We start from the raw sequence: 23,779 nt of genomic DNA, 5'->3' as shown, positions 1-23,779 counted from the left end.
GCTGTCCCCTCCCGACGCTCCATCATGGGGGAAGGATCCTTTCGATGACTGCTTTGATGCCAGGAAAGCCGACCGGGACAGAACCGGAAACGACGCCATCCACCGCAGCCGCCGTGGAGTCGCCCTTCACGCGGTTCGCCTCCCTCCCGGAAGCAACAGGCCTCTACAACCCGGACAACGAGAAGGACGCATGCGGTCTCGCCGTGATCGCGACCCTTCGCGGTGAACCCGGCCACGACATCGTCGACGCCGCACTGACGGCGCTGCGGAACCTCGAGCACCGCGGTGCCGTGGGTGCCGACGAGGGTACGGGCGACGGCGCCGGTCTGTTGACACAGATCCCCGACGAGTTCTTCCGCGCCGTCGTCGACTTCCAGCTCCCGCCCGTCGGGTCCTACGTCGTGGGAACAGCGTTCCTGCCGGCCGAGGCGAAGGAGGAGGAGACCGCGCGAGCCGGGCTCGAGTCGATCGCCGAGTCCGAGGGCCTCGAGGTCCTCGGCTGGCGTGTCGTGCCTGTGGTCGCCGACCTCGTCGGTGCGATGGCGCGAGCCTGCATGCCGCACTTCGTGCAGCTCTTCCTGGCACCGGCGAACGGCAACGCTTCGGATCTCGACGCGAAAGCCTTCCGGGTGCGCAAGCGCGCCCAGAACAAGTACGGCGTGTACTTCCCCTCCCTGTCCTCGAAGACCATCGTCTACAAGGGCATGCTGACGACCGCGCAGCTCGAGCCGTTCTACCCGGACCTGTCCGACGAGCGCTTCAAGACGCGCCTCGGCATCGTCCACTCGCGCTTCTCGACGAACACCTTCCCCTCGTGGCCCCTCGCCCAGCCATTCCGGACGATCGCGCACAACGGCGAGATCAACACGGTCAAGGGCAACCGGAACTGGATGCGTGCGCGCCAGTCGCAGCTGTCCAATCCACTGCTCGGTGATGCGCCGGAGGAGCTGTACCCGATCTGCACCCCTGGTGCTTCCGACTCGGCGTCGTTCGACGAGGTCGCGGAACTGCTGACCCTGTCCGGGCGGCCGATCACCCACTCAATCATGATGATGATCCCGGAGGCGTGGGAGAGCCACGCCACCATGGATCCCGCCCGCCGCGCCTTCTACCAGTACCACTCGATGCTCATGGAGCCCTGGGACGGACCGGCCGCAGTGTCCTTCACCGACGGGCGCCTGGTCGGCGCAGTACTCGACCGCAACGGCTTGCGCCCCGCCCGCTACTGGGTCACGGAGGACGGCCTCGTCATCCTCGCATCGGAGGTCGGCGTGCTCGAGGTCGAGCCCTCCCGGGTGGTCCGGAAGGGCCGCGTCTCTCCCGGCAAGATGTTCCTCGTCGACACCGAGGAAGGCCGCCTCATCGAGGACCAGGAGATCAAGGCGGAAGTGGCTGCCGCGAACCCGTGGGGGGAGTGGGTCAAGGAGAACCTGATCCAGCTCGAGGACCTTCCCGAGCGCGAGCACGTGATCCACACGAAAGCCTCCATCAACCGCCGCCAGCGCACCTTCGGGTACACGCAGGAGGAGCTGCGCATCCTGCTCGGCCCCATGGCGAAGAACGGTGCCGAGCCGCTCGGCGCCATGGGATCGGATACGCCGATCGCCGTGCTGTCCAAGCGTCCGCGGCTGCTGTTCGACTACTTCGTGCAGTCCTTCGCCCAGGTCACCAATCCGCCGCTGGACTCGATCCGAGAAGAGCTCGTCACGTCGATGGGCGTCACGATCGGACCCGACGGCAACCTGCTGTCCATGGGACAGGTGCGCTCCAAGCAGATCGCCCTGAAGTTCCCCGTGATCACGAATGACGAGCTGGCCAAGATCGCGAACCTCGAGACCGAGGACGGCGACCGGCTGACGGTCCGTGTCCGTGGCCTCTATCGTCACGACGGCGGTGAGGCTGCCCTGCGGGCGCGCCTCGCCGAGATCTGCGAGCAGGTGTCGAGCGCACTCAACCGCGGGGTCGAGTACGTCGTGTTGTCCGATCGCGACTCGAACGCGCAGTGGGCTCCCATCCCGTCCCTGCTCCTGACCAGTGCGGTGCACCACCACCTGCTCAAGAGCGCCAACCGCACCAAGACGTCCCTCGTCGTCGAAGCGGGCGACGTGCGCGAGGTCCACCACGTCGCGGTGCTGATCGGCTACGGCGCTTCCGCGGTCAACCCCTACCTTGCGATGGAGAGCTGCGAGGAGCTGGTCCGCAACGGTGACATCACCGGAGTCACCGCCGAGGCCGCCGTCGCGCACCTGATCAAGGGCCTCGGCAAGGGCGTCCTGAAGATCATGTCCAAGATGGGCATCTCGACCGTGAGCTCGTACTGTGGCGCGCAGACCTTCGAGGCGCTCGGCCTGTCGCAGGAACTCGTGGACGAGTACTTCCACGGCACCCAGACGCAACTCGGCGGCGTCGGTCTGGATGTCATCGCGGCGGAGACCGCCGCACGCCACGAGAGCGCGTACCCGCAGGACGGCATCGAGGATCCGCACCGCGGCCTCGACAACGGCGGCGAGTACCAGTGGCGCCGGGAGGGCCCGCCGCACCTCTTCAACCCCGAGACCGTCTTCCGCCTGCAGCACGCCACGCGCGAGCGGCGCTACGACATCTTCAAGGCGTACACGCAGGGTGTGGACGACCAGTCGAAGGAACTCATGACGCTGCGCGGGCTGCTCAAGCTGCGCGGGGATGCCCGTGCGCCCATCAGCATCGACGAGGTCGAACCCGTCTCGTCCATCGTCAAGCGCTTCTCGACGGGGGCGATGAGCTACGGCTCCATCTCGAAGGAAGCGCACGAGACGCTCGCCATCGCGATGAACCGCCTCGGCGCGAAGTCGAACACCGGTGAGGGCGGCGAGGACGTCGAGCGCCTGATGGATCCGGAGCGCCGCTCCGCCATCAAGCAGGTCGCATCGGGCCGCTTCGGCGTGACGAGCCTCTACCTGACCAACGCCGACGACATCCAGATCAAGATGGCACAGGGAGCGAAGCCCGGCGAGGGCGGTCAGCTCATGAGCCAGAAGGTGTACCCCTGGATCGCGCGGACACGGCATTCCACTCCGGGCGTCGCCCTGATCTCGCCGCCGCCGCACCACGACATTTACTCCATCGAGGACCTCGCCCAGCTCATCTACGACCTCAAGAGGTCGAACCCGAGCGCACGCGTCCACGTCAAGCTCGTATCGGAGGTCGGGATCGGCACGGTCGCGGCGGGCGTCACGAAGGCGAAGGCCGACGTCGTGCTCGTGTCCGGGCACGACGGCGGAACCGGCGCGAGCCCGCTCAACTCGCTCAAGCACGCCGGTATCCCGTGGGAGCTCGGTCTCGCCGAGACGCAGCAGACGCTCATGCTGAACGGGCTGCGCGACCGCGTGGTGGTCCAGGTGGACGGCCAGCTCAAGACCGGGCGCGACGTCGTCATCGCGGCTCTGCTCGGCGGTGAGGAGTTCGGTTTCGCCACCGCGCCACTCGTGGTCTCGGGCTGCATCATGATGCGCGTGTGCCACCTCGACACCTGTCCGGTGGGCGTCGCGACGCAGAACCCGGAGCTGCGCAGCCGCTTCACGGGTAAGCCGGAATTCGTCGTCAACTTCTTCGAGTTCATCGCGGAGGAGGTCCGGGAGATCCTGGCCGAACTCGGCTTCAGGTCCATCGAAGAGGCGATCGGTCACAGCGAGCTGCTCGACGCCCGCGAGGCGATCGAGCACTGGAAGGCCGACGGCCTCGATCTCGATCCGATCCTGCGGGGCAACGAGTTCGACTCGGGCGAGCCGATGCGCAACATGCTTCCCCAGAACCACGACCTCGACGAGCACTTCGACAACAAGCTGATCGAGATGAGTGCGGAAGCGCTGCAGCACCGCTCACCCGTGCGGATCTCCGTGGACGTCGTGAACACCGATCGCTCCGTGGGCACCATGCTCGGCCATGTGGTCACGCGCACGTTCGGGTTGGACACGCTTGCCACCAACACCATCGACGTGACGCTCGCCGGTCAGGCCGGTCAGTCGCTCGGCGCTTTCCTGCCCGCCGGTATCACGCTGCGGCTGCTCGGCGACTCGAACGACTATGTGGGCAAGGGTCTCTCCGGCGGCCGCATCATCGTGCGTCCTGATCGTGCGAACGTCTTCCGCGCGGACCACAACGTGATCGCGGGCAACGTCATCGGCTACGGCGCCACGAGCGGCGAGATGTTCCTGCGAGGGCAGGTCGGGGAGCGGTTCCTCGTCCGCAATTCCGGAGCCACGGCGGTAGCGGAGGGCATCGGAGACCACGGTTGCGAGTACATGACCGGCGGCCAGGCGCTGATCCTCGGGCGTACGGGCCGGAACTTCGGCGCCGGCATGTCCGGGGGAACGGCCTTCGTGCTCGACCTCGACCGTGCACGCGTCAACAAGCAGAGCCTCGAGAACGGCGAACTCCTGCTCGAGGAGCTCGACGCCGAGGACATCGAGATCGTGCGGCGGCTGTTGATCCAGCACGTCGAGGAGACCGAGTCGAACCTCGCGGAGAGCCTGCTCGAGTCCTTCGAGGACACCATCAAGCGTTTCACCAAGGTCCTGCCGCGCGATTACGCTGCGGTACTGGACGCCCGTGCCACAGCCGTCGAACAGGGACTCGATCCCGACGGCGAAGAGGCGTGGACCAAGATCCTGGAGGTTACCGGTGGCTGACCCACGCGGATTCATGAAGGTGCGCGAGCGCCAGACCCAGCCACGCCGTCCCGTTCCGGTACGGATCATGGACTGGAAAGAGGTGTACGAGGCGCAGGAGAAGGGCGTCCTGAAGTCGCAGGCGGGCCGCTGCATGGATTGCGGCATCCCCTTCTGCCACCAGGGCTGCCCGCTCGGAAACCTGATCCCCGAGTGGAACGACCTCATGTTCCGCGACAAGGGCCACGAGGCGATCGAGCGGTTGCATGCCACGAACAACTTCCCGGAGTTCACCGGGCGGCTATGCCCGGCCCCGTGTGAGTCCTCGTGCGTGCTCGGCATCAACCAGCCGCCCGTCACCATCAAGCAGGTCGAGGTGTCCATCGCGGACCTCGCCTTCGCGGAGGGCTGGGTGGAGCCGCATCCGCCCGAGCGCCTGACGGGCCGCACCATCGCCGTCGTCGGGTCTGGCCCTGCCGGGCTCGCCGCCGCCCAGCAGCTGACACGCGCGGGCCACACCGTGGCCGTCTACGAACGTGACGACCGCATCGGTGGCCTGCTGCGCTACGGCATCCCGGACTTCAAGATGGAGAAGATCCACCTCGAGCGGCGCCTCGACCAGATGAAGGCCGAGGGCACGCGTTTCCGCACCGGAGTGGACGTCGGCAGGGACATCAGCTGGGGTCAGCTGAAGCGGCGTTACGACGCCGTCGTCGTCGCCACCGGTGCAACCGTGCCGCGTGACCTGCCCATCCCCGGGCGGGACCTCGAGGGCGTCCATTTCGCGATGGACTACCTCGTCCAGGCCAACCGTGTAGTGGCCGGCGAAGCAGTCGAGGACCAGATCCACGCCGAGGGCAAGCACGTCGTCATCCTCGGCGGCGGCGATACCGGCGCGGACTGCCTCGGCACGGCGCACCGCCAGAAGGCCGCGTCCGTCACGACGCTCGCGATCGGTCAGCAGCCGCCCACGGAACGCCGCCCGGACCAGCCCTGGCCCACGTTCCCGACGCTCTTCGACATCGCGAGCGCCCACGAGGAGGGTGGCGAGCGCCGCTACCTGGCGTCCACAGTGGAGTTCGTCGGCGACAACGGCGTGCTCCGCGGCATCAAGGTCGCGGAGACGGAGTTCGTCGGTGGCCGCCGGGTGCCCAAGGCCGGAACCGAGCGCGAGATCCCCGCCGACCTGGTCTTCCTCTCGCTCGGGTTCACCGGCGCGGAGCCGGCCGGCATCACCGAACAGGTGCAGGCCGAGTTCGACGAGCGCGGCAACCTGGCGCGCGACGGCTACTACATGACCAACACGCCGGGCGTCTTCTCGGCGGGTGACGCCGGCCGAGGGCAGTCGCTGATCGTCTGGGCGATCGCGGAGGGCCGTGCATGTGCCGCAGCAGTGGACCAGTGGCTCATGGGTTCGACGAAGCTGCCGGCACCCGTTGCTCCGACCGATCGCTCCATCGCCGTCCTCTGACCGGCCCCCGAACCATTTCCTCGACCCAAACACGACTAGGCTAGGTTTATGAGACGCGCAAAAATTGTTGCAACATTCGGCCCCGCGATCGCCAGCTATGAGAACACCCGAGCGGTACTCGAGGCGGGCGTCGACGTAGCCCGGATGAACATGAGCCATGGCGACTACGCCGTGCACAGTTCCACCTACGAGAACGTGCGCCGTGCCTCGGAGGAGCTCGGGAAGCCCGTCGGTATCTTCGCCGACCTGCAGGGTCCCAAGATCCGCCTCGGTCGTTTCGCCGATGGTCCCCACGCCCTGGCGCCGGGGGACGTCTTCACCATCACCATCGAGGACATAGAGGGTACGCAGGAGATCTCCTCCACCACGTTCAAGGGCCTGCCCCAGGACGTCAAGGTGGGCGACATGCTGCTGATCGACGACGGCAAGGTCTCGCTGCGCGCCACGGCGGTCGACGACGTCAAGGTCACCACCGAGGTCGTCGTCGGAGGCATGGTGTCGAACAACAAGGGCATCAACCTGCCCGGTGTCGCCGTCAACGTGCCTGCGCTGAGCGACAAGGACGAGGCGGACCTGCGCTGGGCGATCCAGATCGGTGTCGACATGGTCGCGCTGTCCTTCGTGCGTGACGCCGGAGACGTGAAGCGCGTCCACGAGATCATGGATGAGGAAGGCCGCCGCGTCCCGGTCATCGCCAAGATCGAGAAGCCGCAGGCCGTGGACGCCCTCGAGGAGATCATCGACGCCTTCGACGCCATCATGGTTGCCCGTGGTGACCTCGGCGTCGAGCTTCCCCTGCAGGACGTGCCCATCGTGCAGAAGCGCGCCGTCGAGCTCGCGCGCCGCTGGGCCAAGCCGGTCATCGTCGCCACGCAGGTCCTCGAGTCGATGATCGACAATCCCCGGCCCACGCGCGCCGAGGCTTCGGACTGCGCGAACGCCGTCCTGGACGGTGCGGATGCCGTGATGCTCTCGGGCGAGACGAGCGTCGGCAAGTACCCGATCGAGACCGTCCGCACCATGGCGGACATCATCGAGTCCACGGAGCGCCACGGCCTCGAGCGCGTTCCGCCGCTCGGCAGCAAGCCGAAGACCCGCGGCGGTGCGATCACGCGCGCAGCCGTCGAGATCTCGGACCAGCTGGATGCCAAGTACATCTGCACGTTCACCCAGTCCGGCGATTCGGCGCGACGCCTCTCCCGTCTGCGGCCGAAGAAGCCGGTCTTCGCCTTTACCCCCGTGCAGTCGACGCTCAACACGATGTCCCTCATCTGGGGGATCCAGCCCAAACTCGTCGAGTTCGTGGAGCACACGGACCAGATGACGGCGCAGGTCGATCGTGTCCTGTTCGAGCAGGGCCTCGTCGAGATCGACGACCTCGTGGTCATCGCGGCCGGTTCCCCTCCCGGACAGGCCGGTTCGACCAACTCGATCAAGGTCCACCGCGTCGGTGACATCACGGACGCCGGCCAGCTGCCGGACGGCCACACGTCCTACATCAAGGAAGGCGTCGGCCCCTGGCCCGTCAAGAAGAAGTAGCCTGACCCGCCGGACAGACAGGAAGGCCCCCACCCGACCGGGTGGGGGCTCCTTCGTGGCGAGGAGGGTGAGGGGATGCTCAGTTGACCTGGTTGATGATCGTCTCCGCGACCTCGCGCATGCTCAGGCGGCGATCCATGGAGGTCTTCTGGATCCAGCGGAAGGCCTCGGGTTCGGTGAGCCCCATCTTCGTGGTCAGGAGGCTCTTGGCCCGCTCCACCAGCTTGCGGGTGGCGAACTGCTCCTGGAGATCGGACACCTCGGCCTCGAGAGCCTTGATCTCCTCGTGACGCGACATCGCTATCTCGATGGCGGGGATGAGATCCGCCGGGGTGAAGGGCTTGACGACGTAGGCCATCGCACCGGCGTCACGCGCGCGCTCGATGAGTTCCTTCTGACTGAAGGCCGTCAGCAGGACGACGGGCGCGATCCGGGCCTTGACGATCTGCTCCGCGGCGGTGATGCCGTCCATGACGGGCATCTTCACGTCCATGAGCACGAGGTCCGGCTTGTGTTCCTCCGCGAGAGCGACGGCCTTCTCGCCGTTGTCGGCCTCCGCCACGACCTCGTACCCTTCCCCACGCAGGATCTCGATGATGTCGAGCCGGATGAGCGTCTCGTCCTCGGCCACGATGACCCGGCGTGCAGGTCCGGTGGGCGTGGATTCGGTGGGTTCAGACACTGTTGCTCCTTGATGATGATGGCGTTCCGATGGGTCCGCGGAGGCTTCGCTCCCGTTCCCGCAAACAGCCTATCGGCATGTAGAGTGGATTCGCGCACCGGCGGGGAAGTCAGTCTTCTCGGAGGAAGTCGGGGCAGCTCGGCCCGAATGGCGGAATTGGCAGACGCGCTGCACTCAAAATGCAGTATCGAGAGGTGTGTGGGTTCGAGTCCCACTTCGGGCACCACGGCATGCAGCTCTGCATGCAGGCCCGCACATGCAGAGCTTGCATGCGGACAGGACTGCCGGCTCCGGAGCACGCCAGGACCCCTTGTGCGGGTTGCCGGGGTACATTGAGCCATGGCCAGCGAAGCGATGATCCTCGACGTCGACGGTCCGGACGGCTCACGGCCGGTCCGCCTGTCCAGCCCTTCCCGCGTGCTCTGGCCGCAGGCCGGACTGACGAAACTGGACCTCGCCCGGTACCTCGTCGACGTCGCGCCGGCCTTCCTGCGCGCGAATGGCGGCAGGCCGGTCTCCCTCCAGCGCTTCGGCGGCGACGTGGACGGGGACTTCTTCTTCAGCAAGAATCCACCCAAGGGTGCACCGGACTACGTCCGCAGCGTCACCGTCGTCTACCCCAGCGGGCGGTCGCACCCGCAACTGGTCCTCGACGAGCCGGCCTCGGCCGTGTGGGCGATCCAGATGAATACCGTCGTCTTCCACCCGTGGGCGTCGCGAGCCACGGATCCCGATCGCCCCGACGAGTTGAGAATCGACCTCGACCCGCAGCCGGGTACGACCTTCGCCGACGTCGTCGCTGCCGCTCACGAACTCCGTTCTGTCCTGCGTGACGCCGACCTCTCGTGCTTCGTCAAGACGTCGGGCAACCGGGGGCTGCACGTCTTCGCCCCGATCGAACCGACGCACGAGTTCCTCGAGGTGCGCCGGGCCGTGATTGCCGCCGCCCGCGAACTGGAACGCCGGATGCCGGACCGCGTGACGACCGCGTGGTGGAAGGAGGAGCGGGGCGCCCGGATCTTCGTCGACTACAACCAGGCGAATCGCGACCGCACGATGGCCGGTGCATACAGCCCGAGGGCCCTGCCTCACGCCCCGGTGTCCTGTCCGCTCGCATGGGACGAGCTGACCGGCGTCGACCCGGCGTCCTTCACCATCTCGACGGTGCCCGAGCGGCTCAGGACCGTGGGAGATCCCTGGGAGAACCTGCATGCGGAACCGGGCCGGATCGACGTCCTGCGCCAGTGGTGGGACCGCGACGCCGAATCCGGCCTTGGCGAGCTTCCCTTCCCGCCCGATTTCCCGAAGATGCCCGGTGAGCCGATGAGGGTGCAGCCGAGCCGCGCGCGTAACCGTGACTGAACCGGACTGTCAACGGCCGGCCCCGGTGGAGGCGGTAGCCGCGCAGTCCAGCGCGCGCTGGTAGAACGGAAAAAGTACATCGCCGCGCCCGGCACGAACCGGGCCTGACTCCGTGCCGGACCCAGCGCCGGCCGCCGGGAGACCCATGAAGAAGACCGTGCTGTCATCGACCCTCCTACTGCTCCTCCTGACGGGCTGCGGTGGCAACCCCGCCACCGATGCCGAGCCGGCCGGCCCCACCCCCGATCCCAGGGAGACAGCCAGCGAGCAGGCCGCGGCTCCGTCGGAGGCCCCGTCGGTCGAGGGACTCACGGATGCCGGCAGCGGGACGTTCTCCTTCCTCATCGATGAGGCGACGGGCGACGTCGTAATCCCTGCGCAAGCGCCCGAGGACGTCGAGGCCCTGCGCAGCCAGCTCGGCCAGGACGAAGTGACCTACGCGAGCGTGACGGTGCAGAACCCGGACGGGGCGATGCCGCTGGACCTCGACACGGTCACCGTCGCAACACCCGAAGGCCAGGACCTGCAATTCCGGCCGGCTTCGACGGTGATCAGCGAGTGGGGAGCGGCGGCGAACGGCGGCGACCCGTCGCCCGAGGTCGTGGGTGTCCTGGAACAGTACAGTGGAGGCGCACTACCGGGGGAGACTACCGAGCTGCTCATGATCGGGGCATTCCCCGAGGTGCCGGATGCGGTGTCGACGGTGACGGTGCAACCTGCCGGCGGCGGAGAGCCCGTGGAGGCAACGGCCCGCCCCGAGTCCTAGATCCCGCGCGGGCGCAGCGATGCCGCGGAGTAAACTTGCGCTATGCCGAGCATGGAGCCCACCCGGACAGCAGTTGTCATCGAGGATGATGACGATGTCCGTGATCTCCTGCATGCCGTCCTGACCGGCTCGGGATTCCGGGTCCACACGGCACCGGCAGGATTGGCCGGCGTCGAGATGGTGCGGAGGCTGATGCCGGACGTCGTCACGCTGGACGTCGGGCTCCCGGACATCGACGGGTTCGAGGTGGCGCAGCGCATCCGGCGGTTCTCGACGACCTTCATCGTGATGCTGACGGCCCGGGCGGATCCGTCCGATGAACACCATGGGCTGGACGCGGGCGCCGACCGTTACCTGCGCAAGCCTTTCCGGCCCGCCGAGCTGCGGCGCTACATCCAGGAGGGCACCGCAGTGACGCCCGGCGCCTGACCGCGCGCCGTGCCCGCTGCCGCCGGGTCAGTGGCTCCTCGCTCCAGCCGTGCTCACCAGCGAGGGCGGATTCATCCGGTCGGAGGCGATACCCGTGACCACCGCGAAGACGCCTTTGTGCAGATAGTCGACCGACATCTCGCCCGCGGGCCAGAGGGAAGGGGCTGCTCCCGCGCCGGTCGCGTTCTCGAGCGTCTGGTCGAAGGCGAGGCGCACGACGGTATGAGCTGCCGTCGCGGACGCTCCGCGGATGCCCGTCGCGGACCAGACACCGCGGAGGGCCCCGAGGGTAGCGCCCGTCAGCCAGTGCATCGCATGGTTCCAGAGCGGGTACTGCGCGGCATTGTCCGTCGGCCGGCCCGCGAGGATCCGGAGGGTCCTCGCCGGGATGTGCGAGTCCGGGCGGTGCGTGATGCGCTGCTCGAGGAGTTCGCCCACCGTCATCGCCGCAGTGCCCACGAGACCGGCCGCGGCGCCCCTGAGGGCAACCCGAGCCACGGCCCGGCCGCGGTGCGTCACTGGTCCCCGCCCTCGGGAGCGTCGTCGAGATCGTTCCCTCGGCTGTCGTCACCGAGGTCGGTGTCGATCCCGTTGTTGTCGTCGTAATTACCGGTGTCTGTCCCGGAATTGTCGCTGTCCTTGCTGCCGAGGTCGCAGCCGCCGAGGAACAGCGCGCTCGCGGCCAGGAGGGCGGCAACGGTCTTCAGCTTCTTGTCGGCCATGGTGTGCTCCCTCAGGTGGTGTGGGTTGGACGGCTTCCGTCCCGTCCACGGTAGGCAGGGCCCGTTCGACGCGGCAACACCTGCACGAGCGCGGGAGCGGGCTTGCATTCGCCCCGTCCATCCCTGCAGGGATCAGCGGGGTACCTGGGCGAGCCGCGGGAGGGCGCCCCGTGCGTCCGGGTGGAGGGGAACCTCAGTCGCGGGCGTCCCGGATCATGTTGGTGATCCGGGCCGTCGAGAGCCGCCTGCCCTGGTCGTCCGTCATGACCACCTCGTGCGTCGTGAGGGTGCGTCCCAGGTGGATGGCCGTCGCCGTGCCCGTCACCAGACCCGAGGAGATGCTGCGGTGGTGGGTCGCGCCCACTTCGATGCCCATGGCCTGGCGGCCGGGACCCGCGTGGAGCCCGGCAGCGAAGGAGCCGAGTGTCTCCGCCAGCACCACATGCGCACCGCCGTGGAGGATGCCGGCAACCTGCTGGTTGCCCTCGACGGGCATCGTCGCGACCATGCGCTCGGCGCTCATCTCCCGGAACACGATGCCCATCTTCACGGTCAGGGCCCCCACGCCGTAGCGGCCCAGCCAGCCATGCATCTCCGGCGGAATCCCGGCGGCGAGCAACTCCGCCAGCGTCTCCTCGTCGGGTGCCGGGACGACGTCGGACTGGGTGCGGTTGTCTGTCATGGCAACTAGGCTGGCACCTGTGAGTGAAACAACCAAACCTGCCGCGACCCTGACCATGGCCTCGCCTTCCGAGAGCACCACCGAGGGTTCCGAGGCGCCTGCCGGCACTCCGGCACCGGCCCGGCGCAGCGACGGCTCACGCAACAGTCTCCTGATCATCGACGGGCACTCGATGGCGTTCCGCGCCTTCTACGCGCTTCCGCCGGAGAACTTCTCGACCGATACGGGCCAGCACACCAACGCGGTCTACGGCTTCACCGCCATGCTCATCAACCTCATCAAGGACCAGAAACCGAGCCACGTCGCCGTGGCGTTCGACCTCGACACCCCCACCTTCCGCTCCGAGGAGTACACGGAGTACAAGGGAGGCCGCTCCAAGACGCCCGAGGAGTTCCACGGCCAGGTGGACCTGATCATCAAGGTGATGGAGGCGATGCGCATCCCGACCATCTCCCTGGACGGCTACGAGGCGGATGACATCCTCGCGACGCTGGCCTTCCAGGCCGCTGCCGCCGACTGGGACGTGCAGGTGGTCAGCGGGGACCGGGACGCCTTCCAGCTCGTCAACGACCGGGTGACAGTGCTGTACCCCAAACAGGGCGTGACCAACATCCCGCAGATGGACGCGCAGGCCATCGAGGAGAAGTACTTCGTCCCTCCGCACCAGTACTCCGACCTGGCGGCACTGGTGGGGGAGAGCGCGGACAACCTGCCCGGCGTGCCCGGGGTCGGCCCCAAGACAGCGGCGAAATGGATCAAGCAGTACGGGGGACTCGAGGGCATCCTCGAGAACCTCGACAAGATCGGCGGCAAGGTCGGTGACTCGCTCCGGGCGAACATCGAGGACGTGAAGCGCAACCGGCGCCTGAACCGGCTGCTGACCGATCTGGACCTGCCCGTGGACCTCGAGGCGATGGTCTCGCAGCACCCCGACCGCGCCGCCGTCGAGGACCTGTTCGACTCGCTGCAGTTCAACACGCTGCGCAAGCGCCTGTTCGATCTCTTCCCTGAGGAGGAGTCGGAGGACACAGGGGATGAGCAGAGTGCCCCTGCCCACGCGTTGCTCGGAAGCGCTGCGGAACTGATGCAGTGGTTCAGGGCGACGAACCAGGCCCAGGCCTCGGTGGCCCTGGCGACCGAGACGACCGCGGGTGCCACCGACGTCGTCGGGATCGCCGTCGTCACCACGCTGAGCGCGGCCTACATCCCGCTCGAACCCCTGGATGCGGAGGCCGAAAAGGTACTCGGGGACTGGCTCGGCGATAGGGATGCGCCGAAGATCGTCCACGACTTCAAGGCCGTGTTCAAGCTGCTCTCCGCCCGGGGCTTCCTGCTCGCGGGCGAGGTCGACGACACGGCGATCTCGGGGTACCTCATCCAGCCGGACCGCCGCAGCTACGATCTCGCGGACCTCGCCCAGTACCACCTGCGTCTGTCCATCACGGCGTCCGCGAACGATTCCTCGGGCCAGCAGGCCTTCGACCTCGGGGGCAACGACGTCGCATCACCAGCGGTGGTCGCCGCCTTTGCGGCGCTGCGCCTGAGCGAGCATTTCGCCGGCCAGCTCGTGGAGCGGGGAGCAAACCAGCTGCTCGGCGGTCTGGAGCTGCCACTGGCGGAGGTGCTCGCCCGGATGGAACTCACGGGGGTGGCCGTCTCGGTGGACGGACTGGACCGGCTGCTCGACGACTTCTCGAAGACGATCAGTGCCGCCGGTGCCGAGGCCTACCGGATCATCGGCAAGGAGATCAATCTCGGTTCGCCGAAGCAGCTCCAGGCCGTCCTCTTCGACGAACTGGGTCTGCCGAAGACGAAGAAGATCAAGACCGGTTATTCCACGGACGCCGATGCCCTCACCGATCTCATCACGAAGACCGGCCACCCCTTCCTGGAGCAGCTCCTCTCGTACCGTGACGCGCTGAAGCTGCGGCAGACCGTGGAGGGTCTCCGGAAGTCCGTGGGTGACGACGGCCGCATCCACACGACCTACCTCCAGACGGTCGCCGCGACAGGCCGTCTCTCCTCCACCAACCCGAACCTCCAGAACATCCCCGTGCGCTCCGAGGAGGGCCGCCGGATCCGCGAGGTGTTCGTGGTCGGACAGGGCCGCAACGGGGAGAAGTACGAGAGCCTGATGACGGCCGACTACTCGCAGATCGAGATGCGCATCATGGCGCACCTCTCCGGCGACGAGGGACTGATCTCCGCCTTCCAGGAGGGCGAGGACCTCCACCGCTTCGTGGGCTCGCACATCTTCGGTGTCGCGCCGGCGGATGTCACCAATGCGATGCGTGCCAAGGTCAAGGCCATGTCCTACGGTCTGGTCTACGGGCTGAGTTCCTTCGGCCTCTCGAAGCAGCTCAACATCTCGGTCGACGAGGCGCGCACGCTGATGCGCGACTACTTCGAGCGCTTCGGGGCCGTGCGCGACTACCTTCGCGGCATCGTCGAGCAGGCCCGGAAGGACGGCTTCACCTCCACGATCGAGGGCAGGCGCCGTTACCTGCCGGACCTGTCCAGCGACAACAGGCAACTGCGTGAGATGGCCGAACGGGCTGCCCTCAACGCGCCCATCCAGGGATCGGCGGCGGACATCATCAAGAAGGCGATGCTAGGTGTCGATGACGCCCTCACGCGTCGCGGTCTTGCATCACGCATGCTGTTGCAGGTCCACGACGAACTCGTCCTCGAGGTGGCAGAGGGGGAGTCGAAGGCGGTCGAGGCGCTGGTCCGCGAACAGATGGGCAGCGCGGCCGACCTCTCCGTGCCGCTGGACGTCTCCGTGGGCACGGGTACCAGCTGGCACGACGCGGCGCACTAGAAACCACGAGGGGCACGGGAAGGCACGAGGGACGCGACGCCGTTCTACCCTTCGGCGCTCGGCGTTCGGGGACGGCCCTGGTCCGCCCCGGATGCCCCCGGCTAGGGTGGTGAGGTGTGAGCGACTACACGACCCCAGACCTGCACACCGAGATCTTCTCCCTCGACGCCGAGGAGAGCGCGACAGCGGACGGCCGCTTCGTGAAGTGGCTCGACGCCGAAGGCATCGGATTCCATGAGGGCACGTTCGATCCTGAGGACGTCCCGCGATACCTGGCCGCCTATCAAGCCGATCAGCGCGTCCTGTGGGGCGTCCACGACCGGGCCCAGCCCGCCGAAGCCCTCGGCGCGGACCATCCTGTCGCCACCTACGGCACCATGGTGCACGCGCTCAATGTCGGTGCGGCGCAGCTCGACGTCCACCAGATCACGGCCGTGACCGTGCGAACCAGCCACCGGCGCAACGGCATCCTCCGTTCCATGATGACGAGGGACCTGCGGGAGGCGAAGGAGCGAGGCCTTCCCCTGGCGATCCTGACGGCCTCGGAAGCCACCATCTACGGCCGCTTCGGGTTCGGATGCGCCACGTTCACGCAGTCGGTGGAGGTCGACGTACGTGAGCGTTTCGAGGTCACGGCGCCCAGGACCGGCACGACGACGCTGGTGGCCCGCGAACACGCGGTCCGGCTCGCCGAGCAGGTCTTCGCCGGATTCCAGGCATCGACGTTCGGCTCCGTCGATCGTCAGTACGCCTACCCGCGCCGGGCCTCCGGGGAGTGGGGGCGTGAGCGCCCCGTCGAGGACCGGGCCGTCCGCATGGCCGTCCACTACGACGCCGAGGGAACGCCCGTGGGGTACGTGTCGTACCGCTTCGCCGGGTGGGAGACGACCCCGTACACCATGAAGATCGTCGATCTCGTCGCCGCGACCCCCTCTGCGTACCTCGAATTGTGGCGCTACCTCGGTTCGCTCGACCTCGTGCAACTCGTGACATGGGACGGGGCCCGGCGCGACGACCCGCTGCCCTGGGCGCTCCGTGACCGCCGCTGCTACCAGGTCAAGGGCACCGATGACGTGCTGTGGGTCCGGATGCTCGATGTGCAGGGCGCCCTCGCACGACGTTCGTACGAAGGCACCGGGAAGATCGTCCTGCGCGTGACCGACGACCTCGACATCGTGGGTGGTTGCTACGTCCTGACCGTCGTCGACGGCGTGGCGGAGGAGGTTGCCCCCGTAGAGGCAGCGACGGCGCCGGATGTCACGCTCACCGTCAACGCGCTCGGTTCCCTCTACCTCGGCGGTGTCTCCGCTTCCGTACTCCGGTCGGCCGGAGCGCTGACCGCGCACGACGACGCCGTCGGCCTTCTCGACGCGCTCTTCGGACGCGCGCAGGAGCCGTACTGCATCACACACTTCTAGGTGGGCCCGGCACTTTGACGGTGTTGGACCCCGAGGCTAGACTAGACAGGCGCGTAGTGCGCTCTGGCGGGTCCCGGTGCAAGCCGAAGGCCCTCCGAGTGCGATACCACTCCTGAATCTCTTCGAGGTTCTTTCCATTTCGTCCACATCCGGACTACGGAACCCGCTCCCGGCACAGTCGGAATCGCGGTGTCCGCCATGACCGGAGCAAGTAATCATCCACAACGGAGCCCCAACTACATGACCATCACCACCACCGAGAAGCAAGGTGCCCCCGTCGTCGCCATCAACGACATCGGCACCGCTGAGGACTTCCTCGCAGCGATCGACGCCACCATCAAGTACTTCAACGACGGAGATCTCGTCGAGGGTACGGTCGTCAAGGTCGACCGCGATGAGGTCCTGCTCGACATCGGTTACAAGACCGAGGGTGTCATTCCTTCCCGCGAGCTTTCCATCAAGCACGACGTCGATCCCGGAGACGTCGTCTCCGTGGGTGATCAGGTCGAGGCTCTGGTTCTCACCAAGGAAGACAAAGAAGGCCGACTGATCCTCTCCAAGAAGCGTGCTCAGTACGAGCGCGCCTGGGGCGACATCGAGAAGGTCAAGGAAGAGGACGGCGTCGTCACCGGTACCGTCATCGAGGTCGTCAAGGGTGGCCTCATCCTGGACATCGGTCTCCGCGGCTTCCTTCCCGCGTCCCTCGTCGAGATGCGTCGCGTCCGCGACCTGGCTCCGTACATCGGCCAGCAGATCGAAGCGAAGATCATCGAGCTCGACAAGAACCGCAACAACGTCGTGCTGTCGCGTCGTGCCTGGCTCGAGCAGACCCAGTCCGAGGTTCGTTCCACGTTCCTCAACAAGCTCGAGAAGGGCCAGGTCCGTCCGGGCGTCGTCTCCTCGATCGTCAACTTCGGTGCGTTCGTGGACCTCGGCGGCGTCGACGGCCTCGTGCACGTCTCCGAGCTTTCCTGGAAGCACATCGACCACCCGTCCGAGGTTGTCGAGGTCGGCCAGGAAGTCACAGTCGAGGTCCTCGAGGTCGATCTCGACCGCGAGCGCGTCTCGCTGTCGCTGAAGGCGACGCAGGAAGATCCCTGGCAGACCTTCGCCCGTACGCACGCACTCGGCCAGGTCGTCCCCGGCAAGGTCACGAAGCTCGTTCCCTTCGGTGCGTTCGTCCGCGTCGAGGACGGCATCGAAGGCCTCGTGCACATCTCGGAGCTCGCTGTCCGCCACGTCGAACTGGCCGAGCAGGTCGTCTCCGTGGGTGACGAACTCTTCGTCAAGGTCATCGACATCGACCTCGAGCGCCGCCGTATCTCGCTCAGCCTCAAGCAGGCCAACGAGGGCGTCGACGCCGACAGCACCGAGTTCGATCCCGCGCTCTACGGCATGGCCGCCGAGTACGACGAAGAGGGCAACTACAAGTACCCCGAGGGCTTCGACCCCGAGTCGAACGAATGGCTCGAGGGCTACGAGACCCAGCGCGCCGCGTGGGAAGCTCAGTACGCCGAGGCTCAGTCACGCTGGGAGTCCCACAAGAAGCAGGTCGTGCAGCACGCGTCCGACGACGCCGCTGCAGCGAACGAGCCTGTCGAGTCGAACGCGACGAGCTACTCCTCGGAGCCCGTCGCCGCCGATACCGGATCCGGTACGCTCGCGTCCGACGAGGCACTTGCGGCTCTCCGCGAGAAGCTGACCGGAGCGTAGTCCACGGCATCACCGCTGTAACAGAGGAAGCCCCCATCCGCCGGATGGGGGCTTCCTCTGTTATCGGCACTTCCGGATTACACCTGCGCGCGGCACTGGCGGACGACCGGAGATAGTCTTCCAACAAGCCGCTCTGCGCGGACAGCAGGCCGACGTGGGGATCGTCCTTGGGGGACGAGTGGATCGATGCCGGCACGAAGAGCAGGGGGCACTCCATGGACACCACGGACTGGGACGACGTGGCCGAAGGGTCGCCGGGAACCGAGTGGTGGGAAACCACGGAGAACGGCCTCGGCGTGGTGACGGCCTGGGCGGCCGGAACCGCCAATGTACGGAAGACGCCGACTGCCGATCTCACCCGGAGCGTCAGTGTCAGCGGGCCAGGTCCCGGCGGCATCGTACGGACTTGGACAGAACCGTTCACCGAGGCCGATCGCGAGACGGTGAACGAGGCGATCGAGTACTACCTGGGCGACGCGGGGATTCCCCTGCCGCCGCGGGGCTGGACGTGGCTGATCCGCCGGCCGCCGGCCGTGGGGAACGACCGGCACCTGTGGGCTCATCTCAACCGCCAGATCGCCCTGCACGCATCGAGTGCTCCGCACCCGGCGGAGATCGCACAGATTCTCAGAAGCAGTATGGCCACGCTGTATGCGGAACCGGAATGAGCACCCGCGATGCAGGAAGCGTCACCGCGGACCCGACCGGTCGCGCGAGTTACGCGTCGCGGTGCTGCACCGATGTGGGTTCGGATACCGTCGGCACGCACCGATACACGCGAGTGAGTGGCTCCACGCCTTACTTCCGGGTTGAGCAGGTGACGGTGAAGCGGGGGGAGCGGTCGAGTTGGCGCGTCGGGCCGACCACGCGTTCCAGGACCGGCCGGTACCCGAGGTGGCTGTTCCAAACCGTCCACAGCTCGCCGCCGGGCACCAGGACGCGAGCGCATTCGCGGAACAGTTTGTGTGCGATGCCGGCGTGCACCGTACTGCCGATATGGAACGGTGGGTTCAGGACGATCACATCCGACGACGCGTCGGGCACGTCGGACAGCGCGTCATCCCTGCTCACCCTGATGCGGTCCGATACCCCGTTGGCCGCAGCCGTGGCAGCCGTCGACGCGACGGCCGAGGCCGACTGGTCCGTGGCGTGAACCCTCAGTTCCGAATGGCTGAGGGCGATGAATGCGGCGATAGTGCCGTTTCCGCAGCCGAGATCGATCACCTCGCGGCCGGCTGCGGAGGGACCGCGACGCGCCAGTGCCCGCAGGTGCGGGAGCAGCAAGCGAGTACCGGGATCGAGTACGGCACCGCCGAAGGTCGCACCGTAGGCCCTGACCTCCAGCGGTCGGCCGAGCCCGACGTCGTACCGAGCCGCGCGAGGGGAGGAGTGCGGATCCACGGGACGCGGCTGCGAGGCGACGAGCACCCTGGCCTTCTGCCGGGCAAGGCCTGCCGCCACTTCTCCGAAAGAGCGACCGAGGACGCCGTTCATGGACAGGGACATGTGCTTGACCCGCCCGCCTGCCAGCACCTGCACGTCCGGCCGGGCATGAGCCGCTATGGTGCGGGCAATCTCGTCGAGCTCGTTTAGTGAGCGGGGGAGCCGTACGAGCACGGTGGAGACGTCCTCGAGCAGGGAGGCGCCCAGCGGGTAGGGCCGGTAGACGTCCTGCAGGCCCGATGCGGCGGCATTCAGGGCGAGCGCCCGCTCGTTGACGACACTGTCCTGGAAGACCCTGATGTCTTTCCGGCCCGCGATCTGAGCGACACCGAGGGTCAGGGCGCCGTAGGAGTCGTTGATGACGGCGAGGCCGCCCGGGGATTCGAGACGTGCCGTGACGGTGTCGAGCAGCAGGCGGTCGGCGGCATCGACCGCTACCAGTTCCGGTGTCTCGACGTCGGGAGCGCGGCGCAGGGACCCGAGGTCGAACGGCATCATGCGCACTGTCCCGGACAGGGGGGGTGCGCCATTCCTGACGTGTGCGAGGTCCTGGCAGCCCTGGTTCCGTCGTTACGCACCGTCACGAGTCGGTGGGCTGCGGCGGGTTTGCGCCGTCGCTGTCGGTGCCCGAACCACCGGTCTCGCTCGCGGGCCGGTGGTCGAACAGCCATGTCAGCGCGGAACCACCACCGTCCGGAGCCGCTTCTTCGACCTGCCCGCCTGGTGCAACCGTCGTCCCGGTGCCCGCCGGGTCCGTGCTGTAGGGCGCCCGCGGCGGTGGTGGGATCCTGTCGATGAGTTCGTTCGCAGCCTGAGCCAGGAGATCGCGCTGCAGCGGCGGGAGCGTGAATGATCCATGGAGGTACGCTTCCACCTCGTACTCGCCGGCGTCGCCCCCCAGACCGAAATAATGCAGCCACAGTTCACTCGACTCGATCTTGGCGTGGCGGATGGCTCGGAGGAGGTGGATCCGCTGATACTCGTGATCTGGAAGGTTCTCCACGGGCTGGGCCTCAGCGCGAGCTACCGGTGGCGCCGTCGATCACAAGGAGGGCGACGGCTCGCAGATCGTTCTTCGTGGTCGAGGCCTCGGACAGAAGTCGCCGCAGGGCGCTGTCAGCGTCGAGCCCGTGTCGCTCCATGAGGATCCCGCGCGCCGTATGAATGACGTCGCGTGCGCTCAAGGCTTCCTGGAGGGCCTCGCTGACAGCGGCCGGGGCAGTGTCGGGCTGGGCGCTACCCAGCAGGATGGCAGCAGGAGAAGCCAGTAGTGCCAGCTGCTTGCGGTCCTGCGCGGAGAAGGCATGCGGCAGGGGCGAATAGACCTTGAGCGCTCCGATGCTCCGGCCCGCGTGGATGAGCGCAGTGCTGAGGGTCGATCGCAGCGGAAGATCCGAGACCGACTGCTGCCACAGCGGCCAGCGTCCGTCGGTCCTGACGTCGTCGACCTGTACCGTCGTCTCCGCGGCCCACGCGGTGAGGCACGGGCCTTGTCCGAGCTCGTACTGCAGCGCGTCTGCTGCCGCTACGACGTCGTCGGTGTATCCGGTGCTGCGCTTGCGCCCCTGGTCGTCGATGAGGGATACGCCGGCCCCCAGCGATCCGGGAACGGACTTCTTCACGGCTTCGGCGAGATCCTCCACCGCCTGACCGGCGTTCACTTCGGTGAGCATGAGCCCCTTGAGTCTGGCGAAGACGAAAGTCAGCTCTTCCATCGGTGAAGTCACACGGTCACAGCCTCGGCAGCGGGGTCGAATTCAGGGGGTGCATCGGAATCAAAGTATCAGGATACACACGCGCAGCGGCCGGCTCCGGGCTGTATCGCTCTCCGGCCGGAGGGTGTAGCGATGGCGCACGCGGCTGCCACCCCTCCTCCACGGTCAAGACACTGTTGCTCGCCGGACTCCGGCCTGCCTAGGGTGTGATTACTAAGCACACTTCGAATGAGCAAGGAGTTGACATGACCGGATCGCCAGGACGTGACGAACTGCCACTGCCCGACTACGACCACATTCCGCTCGGCACGCTGCCGACCCGCATCACGGGTCTCGACGAGGGCGGTTTGAGGGCACTTCTGGACTACGAGGAGGGCCACGGCGACCGTCTGCCGGTGAAACTCGTCCTGCAGCAGCGTCTGGAGGCGGTGCAGGGCGGTGCGGAACTCGCGGAGGGGGCGGCTGCCTCGCTGCCGGAGGTCGGCAGCACTGCCGGCGGTTCATCGGTCAGTCCGGCGACCTCCGGTCCGCCGATCAATCCTCCGTCGCAGGGCGACCCCACCAACCCTGCCCAGCCCCGCTAGTCCCACCAGGGCCTGACCCGGCTGTGCCGTCCGCATCACTCAGCGGACGGCACAGCTGCGAGCAGGTTCTTCTCCTCGACCAGTTCCAGGGACAGCGTCTTGTAGCCCACGGTGTCGAACAGGACCGTGATGATTCCGTCCTCGTATCCCATGACGGTGCCCCGGCCCCATTCCGGGTGCTCGACCCCGGCATCGACCGCGAACGGAAGGTCCGCGGGCGGCTCCGGTGGCTGGGCCTCCGCCTGCGGATCCACGACGGCAGTGTCCTCACGTGCGCAGTTGTCACAGTTCCCGCAGGGCTCGGGGAGTTCCTCGCCGAAGTATGCGAGCAGGAACTGACGGCGGCATCCTCGCGTCTCGGCGTACCGTCGCGCCATCTCCACGCGGGACTGGTCGATCTTCTCGCGGTTCTCTGCCTGCTCGACCGCCCTGTCGGCCGCTTCCTCCGCGGACATCTTCCTGGCGCGGTAACCTTTCGTGCCGTCGGAGACGGCTCCGGCTGCCTCGAGGAGATTCAGGAGTCCTGTCAGCTTCCGTGGCGACAGACCGGAGAGCTCTTTCAGCTTCTTCACCTTGATCGGCTTGTCCTGGGCGGACAGGAGGGCGAACAGCTCGCCCAGCTGCTTGCGATTGGCGGACTTGGCTGCGAAGAACCGCCTGAGTGAGAGGTCCTCCGGACGGTAGTGCAGGATGGCCCGGGACTCGAGTCCGTCGCGCCCGCCCCGGCCGATCTCCTGGTAATAGCTGTCGAGGGAATCGGCGATGTCCGCGTGGACGACGAATCGCACATCGGGCTTGTCGATGCCCATCCCGAAGGCGGTCGTGGCGACGACGACGTCGATACTGCCTGCCAGGAAACCCTCGTGGACGGCTTCGCGCTCCTTCTTCCGGCGTCCGGCGTGGTACACGTCGACGTTGCGCCCCCGCTCCTGCAGGGAAGCAGCGAGGGCGTCCGCCGCCTTCTTCGTCGCGACGTAGACGAGGCCCGGGCCGGCCAGGTCGAGGACCTGGTCCCGGACGGCGATCTCCTTGTCCGCGCCCTCTACATGGTGGACGACATCCAGCGAGAGGTTCGGGCGGTCGAAACCCTCGACGATGACAACCGGATCCGACAGGTGGAGCCGCTCGACGATCTCCTTCTGCACGGGTTTGGACGCGGTGGCCGTGAGAGCGACGACCGGCACGGCGAGGTCCCTGACGAGGTGACCGAGCTGAAGATAGTCGGGCCGGAAGTCGTGCCCCCAGGAGGAGACGCAGTGTGCCTCGTCGACGACGAGGAGCGAGACGTCGAGCGCATGGAGCCGTGCAGCGACGTCGTCGCGCGCAACCTGTTCGGGGGCGAGGAACAGGAACTTCGCGCGCTTCGTCTGGTCCGCATCGGCCGCGGCCTCCCACGCGGCATCGAGTTCGCTCTTCTTCATGCCGGAGTTGATGACGTAGGCGCGGGTGGTACCGGCGCTCTCGTTGATGGACTCCGCCTGGTCGTGCTGCAGAGCGATCAGTGGCGAGATGACGACGGCGACGCCGGGTAGCGCCATGGCCGGAACCTGGTAGATCGCGGATTTGCCCGAGCCCGTCGGCATGACACACAGGACGCTGCGGCCCTCCAGGACCGATGTCATGGCGCGCTCCTGACCGTCACGCAGATCGCTCCAGCCGAAGGTCGCAGCGGCGGTGTCCTGAAGGTCCTGCAGGGTTATGGTCACAGTGCTCCTCGAGAAAGGTAAGTTCCCTTAGCGTATTCAAGGGTGACGACGATCAGGCGATGCAAGCGCACCGCAGCCGC

The 23,779-nt window shown here is 67.2% G+C and carries 19 protein-coding genes and 1 tRNA gene; 12 read left to right on the top strand and 8 right to left on the bottom strand.

Annotated features, from left to right (window positions below):
• Nucleotides 1-56 precede the first annotated feature (56 nt).
• From gltB to pyk, 3 genes are read left to right on the top strand one after another with little or no spacing between them, the layout of a single operon-like run.
• Complete coding sequence (gltB, locus tag FDK12_RS08900) at nt 57-4,667, top strand: glutamate synthase large subunit (protein WP_411266162.1); 4,611 nt, start codon at nt 57-59, stop codon at nt 4,665-4,667.
• Nucleotides 4,660-6,117: a glutamate synthase subunit beta gene (locus FDK12_RS08895; RefSeq protein ID WP_137369253.1), complete on the top strand. Its 1,458-nt coding sequence runs from the start codon at nt 4,660-4,662 to the stop codon at nt 6,115-6,117. The genes gltB and FDK12_RS08895 overlap by 8 nt, the downstream gene beginning before the upstream one ends.
• A gap of 48 nt (nt 6,118-6,165) precedes the next feature.
• The gene (gene pyk / locus FDK12_RS08890; protein WP_137369252.1) at nt 6,166-7,656 is read left to right on the top strand and encodes a pyruvate kinase; all 1,491 of its coding nucleotides are present in this window, start codon (nt 6,166-6,168) and stop codon (nt 7,654-7,656) included.
• A gap of 79 nt (nt 7,657-7,735) precedes the next feature.
• Here the strand turns inward: pyk and FDK12_RS08885 are convergent, their stop codons facing one another.
• Nucleotides 7,736-8,338, bottom strand: coding sequence for an ANTAR domain-containing response regulator (locus FDK12_RS08885; RefSeq protein WP_104117341.1), 603 nt, complete (start codon nt 8,336-8,338; stop codon nt 7,736-7,738).
• A 141-nt stretch (nt 8,339-8,479) separates the two neighbouring features.
• On the opposite strand from FDK12_RS08885, the gene FDK12_RS08880 reads away from it, so the two are divergent.
• The 4 genes from FDK12_RS08880 to FDK12_RS08865 all read left to right on the top strand — a co-directional run bounded on the left by FDK12_RS08880 (nt 8,480) and on the right by FDK12_RS08865 (nt 10,895).
• A tRNA-Leu gene (locus FDK12_RS08880) sits at nt 8,480-8,564 on the top strand.
• A 113-nt stretch (nt 8,565-8,677) separates the two neighbouring features.
• Nucleotides 8,678-9,700 (top strand): non-homologous end-joining DNA ligase, encoded by a 1,023-nt coding sequence (ligD, locus tag FDK12_RS08875; protein WP_137369251.1) that lies wholly within the window; start codon nt 8,678-8,680, stop codon nt 9,698-9,700.
• 145 nt (nt 9,701-9,845) lie between these two features.
• The gene (locus tag FDK12_RS08870) at nt 9,846-10,466 is read left to right on the top strand and encodes a hypothetical protein (protein ID WP_137369250.1); all 621 of its coding nucleotides are present in this window, start codon (nt 9,846-9,848) and stop codon (nt 10,464-10,466) included.
• Between the two features lie 42 nt (nt 10,467-10,508).
• Nucleotides 10,509-10,895, top strand: a complete 387-nt coding sequence (locus FDK12_RS08865) for a response regulator (RefSeq protein WP_317616730.1) — start codon at nt 10,509-10,511, stop codon at nt 10,893-10,895.
• 27 nt (nt 10,896-10,922) lie between these two features.
• On the opposite strand, the gene FDK12_RS08860 is transcribed toward FDK12_RS08865, so the two are convergent.
• The 3 genes from FDK12_RS08860 to FDK12_RS08850 all read right to left on the bottom strand — a co-directional run bounded on the left by FDK12_RS08860 (nt 10,923) and on the right by FDK12_RS08850 (nt 12,299).
• Nucleotides 10,923-11,414: a hypothetical protein gene (locus tag FDK12_RS08860; RefSeq protein WP_223263195.1), complete on the bottom strand. Its 492-nt coding sequence runs from the start codon at nt 11,412-11,414 to the stop codon at nt 10,923-10,925.
• Nucleotides 11,411-11,617, bottom strand: coding sequence for a hypothetical protein (locus FDK12_RS08855; RefSeq protein ID WP_104117337.1), 207 nt, complete (start codon nt 11,615-11,617; stop codon nt 11,411-11,413). Before FDK12_RS08855 ends, FDK12_RS08860 begins: the two co-directional genes overlap by 4 nt.
• Before the next feature lie 193 nt (nt 11,618-11,810).
• On the bottom strand, nt 11,811-12,299 hold the full coding sequence (locus FDK12_RS08850; protein WP_189636314.1) for a hotdog fold thioesterase: 489 nt from the start codon (nt 12,297-12,299) through the stop codon (nt 11,811-11,813).
• On the opposite strand from FDK12_RS08850, the gene polA reads away from it, so the two are divergent.
• The 4 genes from polA to FDK12_RS08830 all read left to right on the top strand — a co-directional run bounded on the left by polA (nt 12,298) and on the right by FDK12_RS08830 (nt 18,919).
• Nucleotides 12,298-15,120, top strand: coding sequence for a DNA polymerase I (gene polA, locus FDK12_RS08845; RefSeq protein WP_189636313.1), 2,823 nt, complete (start codon nt 12,298-12,300; stop codon nt 15,118-15,120). The two genes, FDK12_RS08850 and polA, sit on opposite strands and share 2 nt — an antisense overlap.
• 116 nt (nt 15,121-15,236) lie before the next feature.
• Nucleotides 15,237-16,538, top strand: a complete 1,302-nt coding sequence (locus FDK12_RS08840; RefSeq protein ID WP_137369247.1) for a GNAT family N-acetyltransferase — start codon at nt 15,237-15,239, stop codon at nt 16,536-16,538.
• A gap of 240 nt (nt 16,539-16,778) precedes the next feature.
• Nucleotides 16,779-18,251, top strand: coding sequence for a 30S ribosomal protein S1 (rpsA, locus tag FDK12_RS08835; protein ID WP_104117334.1), 1,473 nt, complete (start codon nt 16,779-16,781; stop codon nt 18,249-18,251).
• Nucleotides 18,252-18,418: 167 nt separating this feature from the next.
• Nucleotides 18,419-18,919 (top strand): DUF5956 family protein, encoded by a 501-nt coding sequence (locus tag FDK12_RS08830; protein ID WP_189636312.1) that lies wholly within the window; start codon nt 18,419-18,421, stop codon nt 18,917-18,919.
• 130 nt (nt 18,920-19,049) lie between these two features.
• Here the strand turns inward: FDK12_RS08830 and FDK12_RS08825 are convergent, their stop codons facing one another.
• The 3 genes from FDK12_RS08825 to FDK12_RS08815 all read right to left on the bottom strand — a co-directional run bounded on the left by FDK12_RS08825 (nt 19,050) and on the right by FDK12_RS08815 (nt 21,409).
• The gene (locus FDK12_RS08825) at nt 19,050-20,192 is read right to left on the bottom strand and encodes a class I SAM-dependent methyltransferase (RefSeq protein WP_137369245.1); all 1,143 of its coding nucleotides are present in this window, start codon (nt 20,190-20,192) and stop codon (nt 19,050-19,052) included.
• Between the two features lie 82 nt (nt 20,193-20,274).
• Nucleotides 20,275-20,697 (bottom strand): hypothetical protein, encoded by a 423-nt coding sequence (locus FDK12_RS15415; protein WP_317616729.1) that lies wholly within the window; start codon nt 20,695-20,697, stop codon nt 20,275-20,277.
• A 10-nt stretch (nt 20,698-20,707) separates the two neighbouring features.
• Nucleotides 20,708-21,409 (bottom strand): GAF and ANTAR domain-containing protein, encoded by a 702-nt coding sequence (locus FDK12_RS08815; protein ID WP_137369244.1) that lies wholly within the window; start codon nt 21,407-21,409, stop codon nt 20,708-20,710.
• A 245-nt stretch (nt 21,410-21,654) separates the two neighbouring features.
• Between FDK12_RS08815 and FDK12_RS08810 the strand changes: the two genes are divergently transcribed.
• Entirely contained in the window at nt 21,655-21,993 is a 339-nt protein-coding gene (locus tag FDK12_RS08810) for a hypothetical protein (RefSeq protein WP_137369243.1), read from the top strand.
• 35 nt (nt 21,994-22,028) lie between these two features.
• Here the strand turns inward: FDK12_RS08810 and FDK12_RS08805 are convergent, their stop codons facing one another.
• Nucleotides 22,029-23,699 carry a RecQ family ATP-dependent DNA helicase gene (locus tag FDK12_RS08805; RefSeq protein ID WP_223263194.1) on the bottom strand — a complete coding sequence of 557 codons (1,671 nt, stop codon included), beginning with the start codon at nt 23,697-23,699 and terminating at the stop codon, nt 22,029-22,031.
• Nucleotides 23,700-23,779 lie beyond the last annotated feature (80 nt).

It is taken from the genome of Arthrobacter sp. NamB2 (assembly GCF_005281365.1).
Taxonomy (GTDB): domain Bacteria; phylum Actinomycetota; class Actinomycetes; order Actinomycetales; family Micrococcaceae; genus Arthrobacter_D.
Note: the sequence above shows the minus strand (reverse complement) of the source record. Positions and strands in the feature narration are given on the sequence as shown.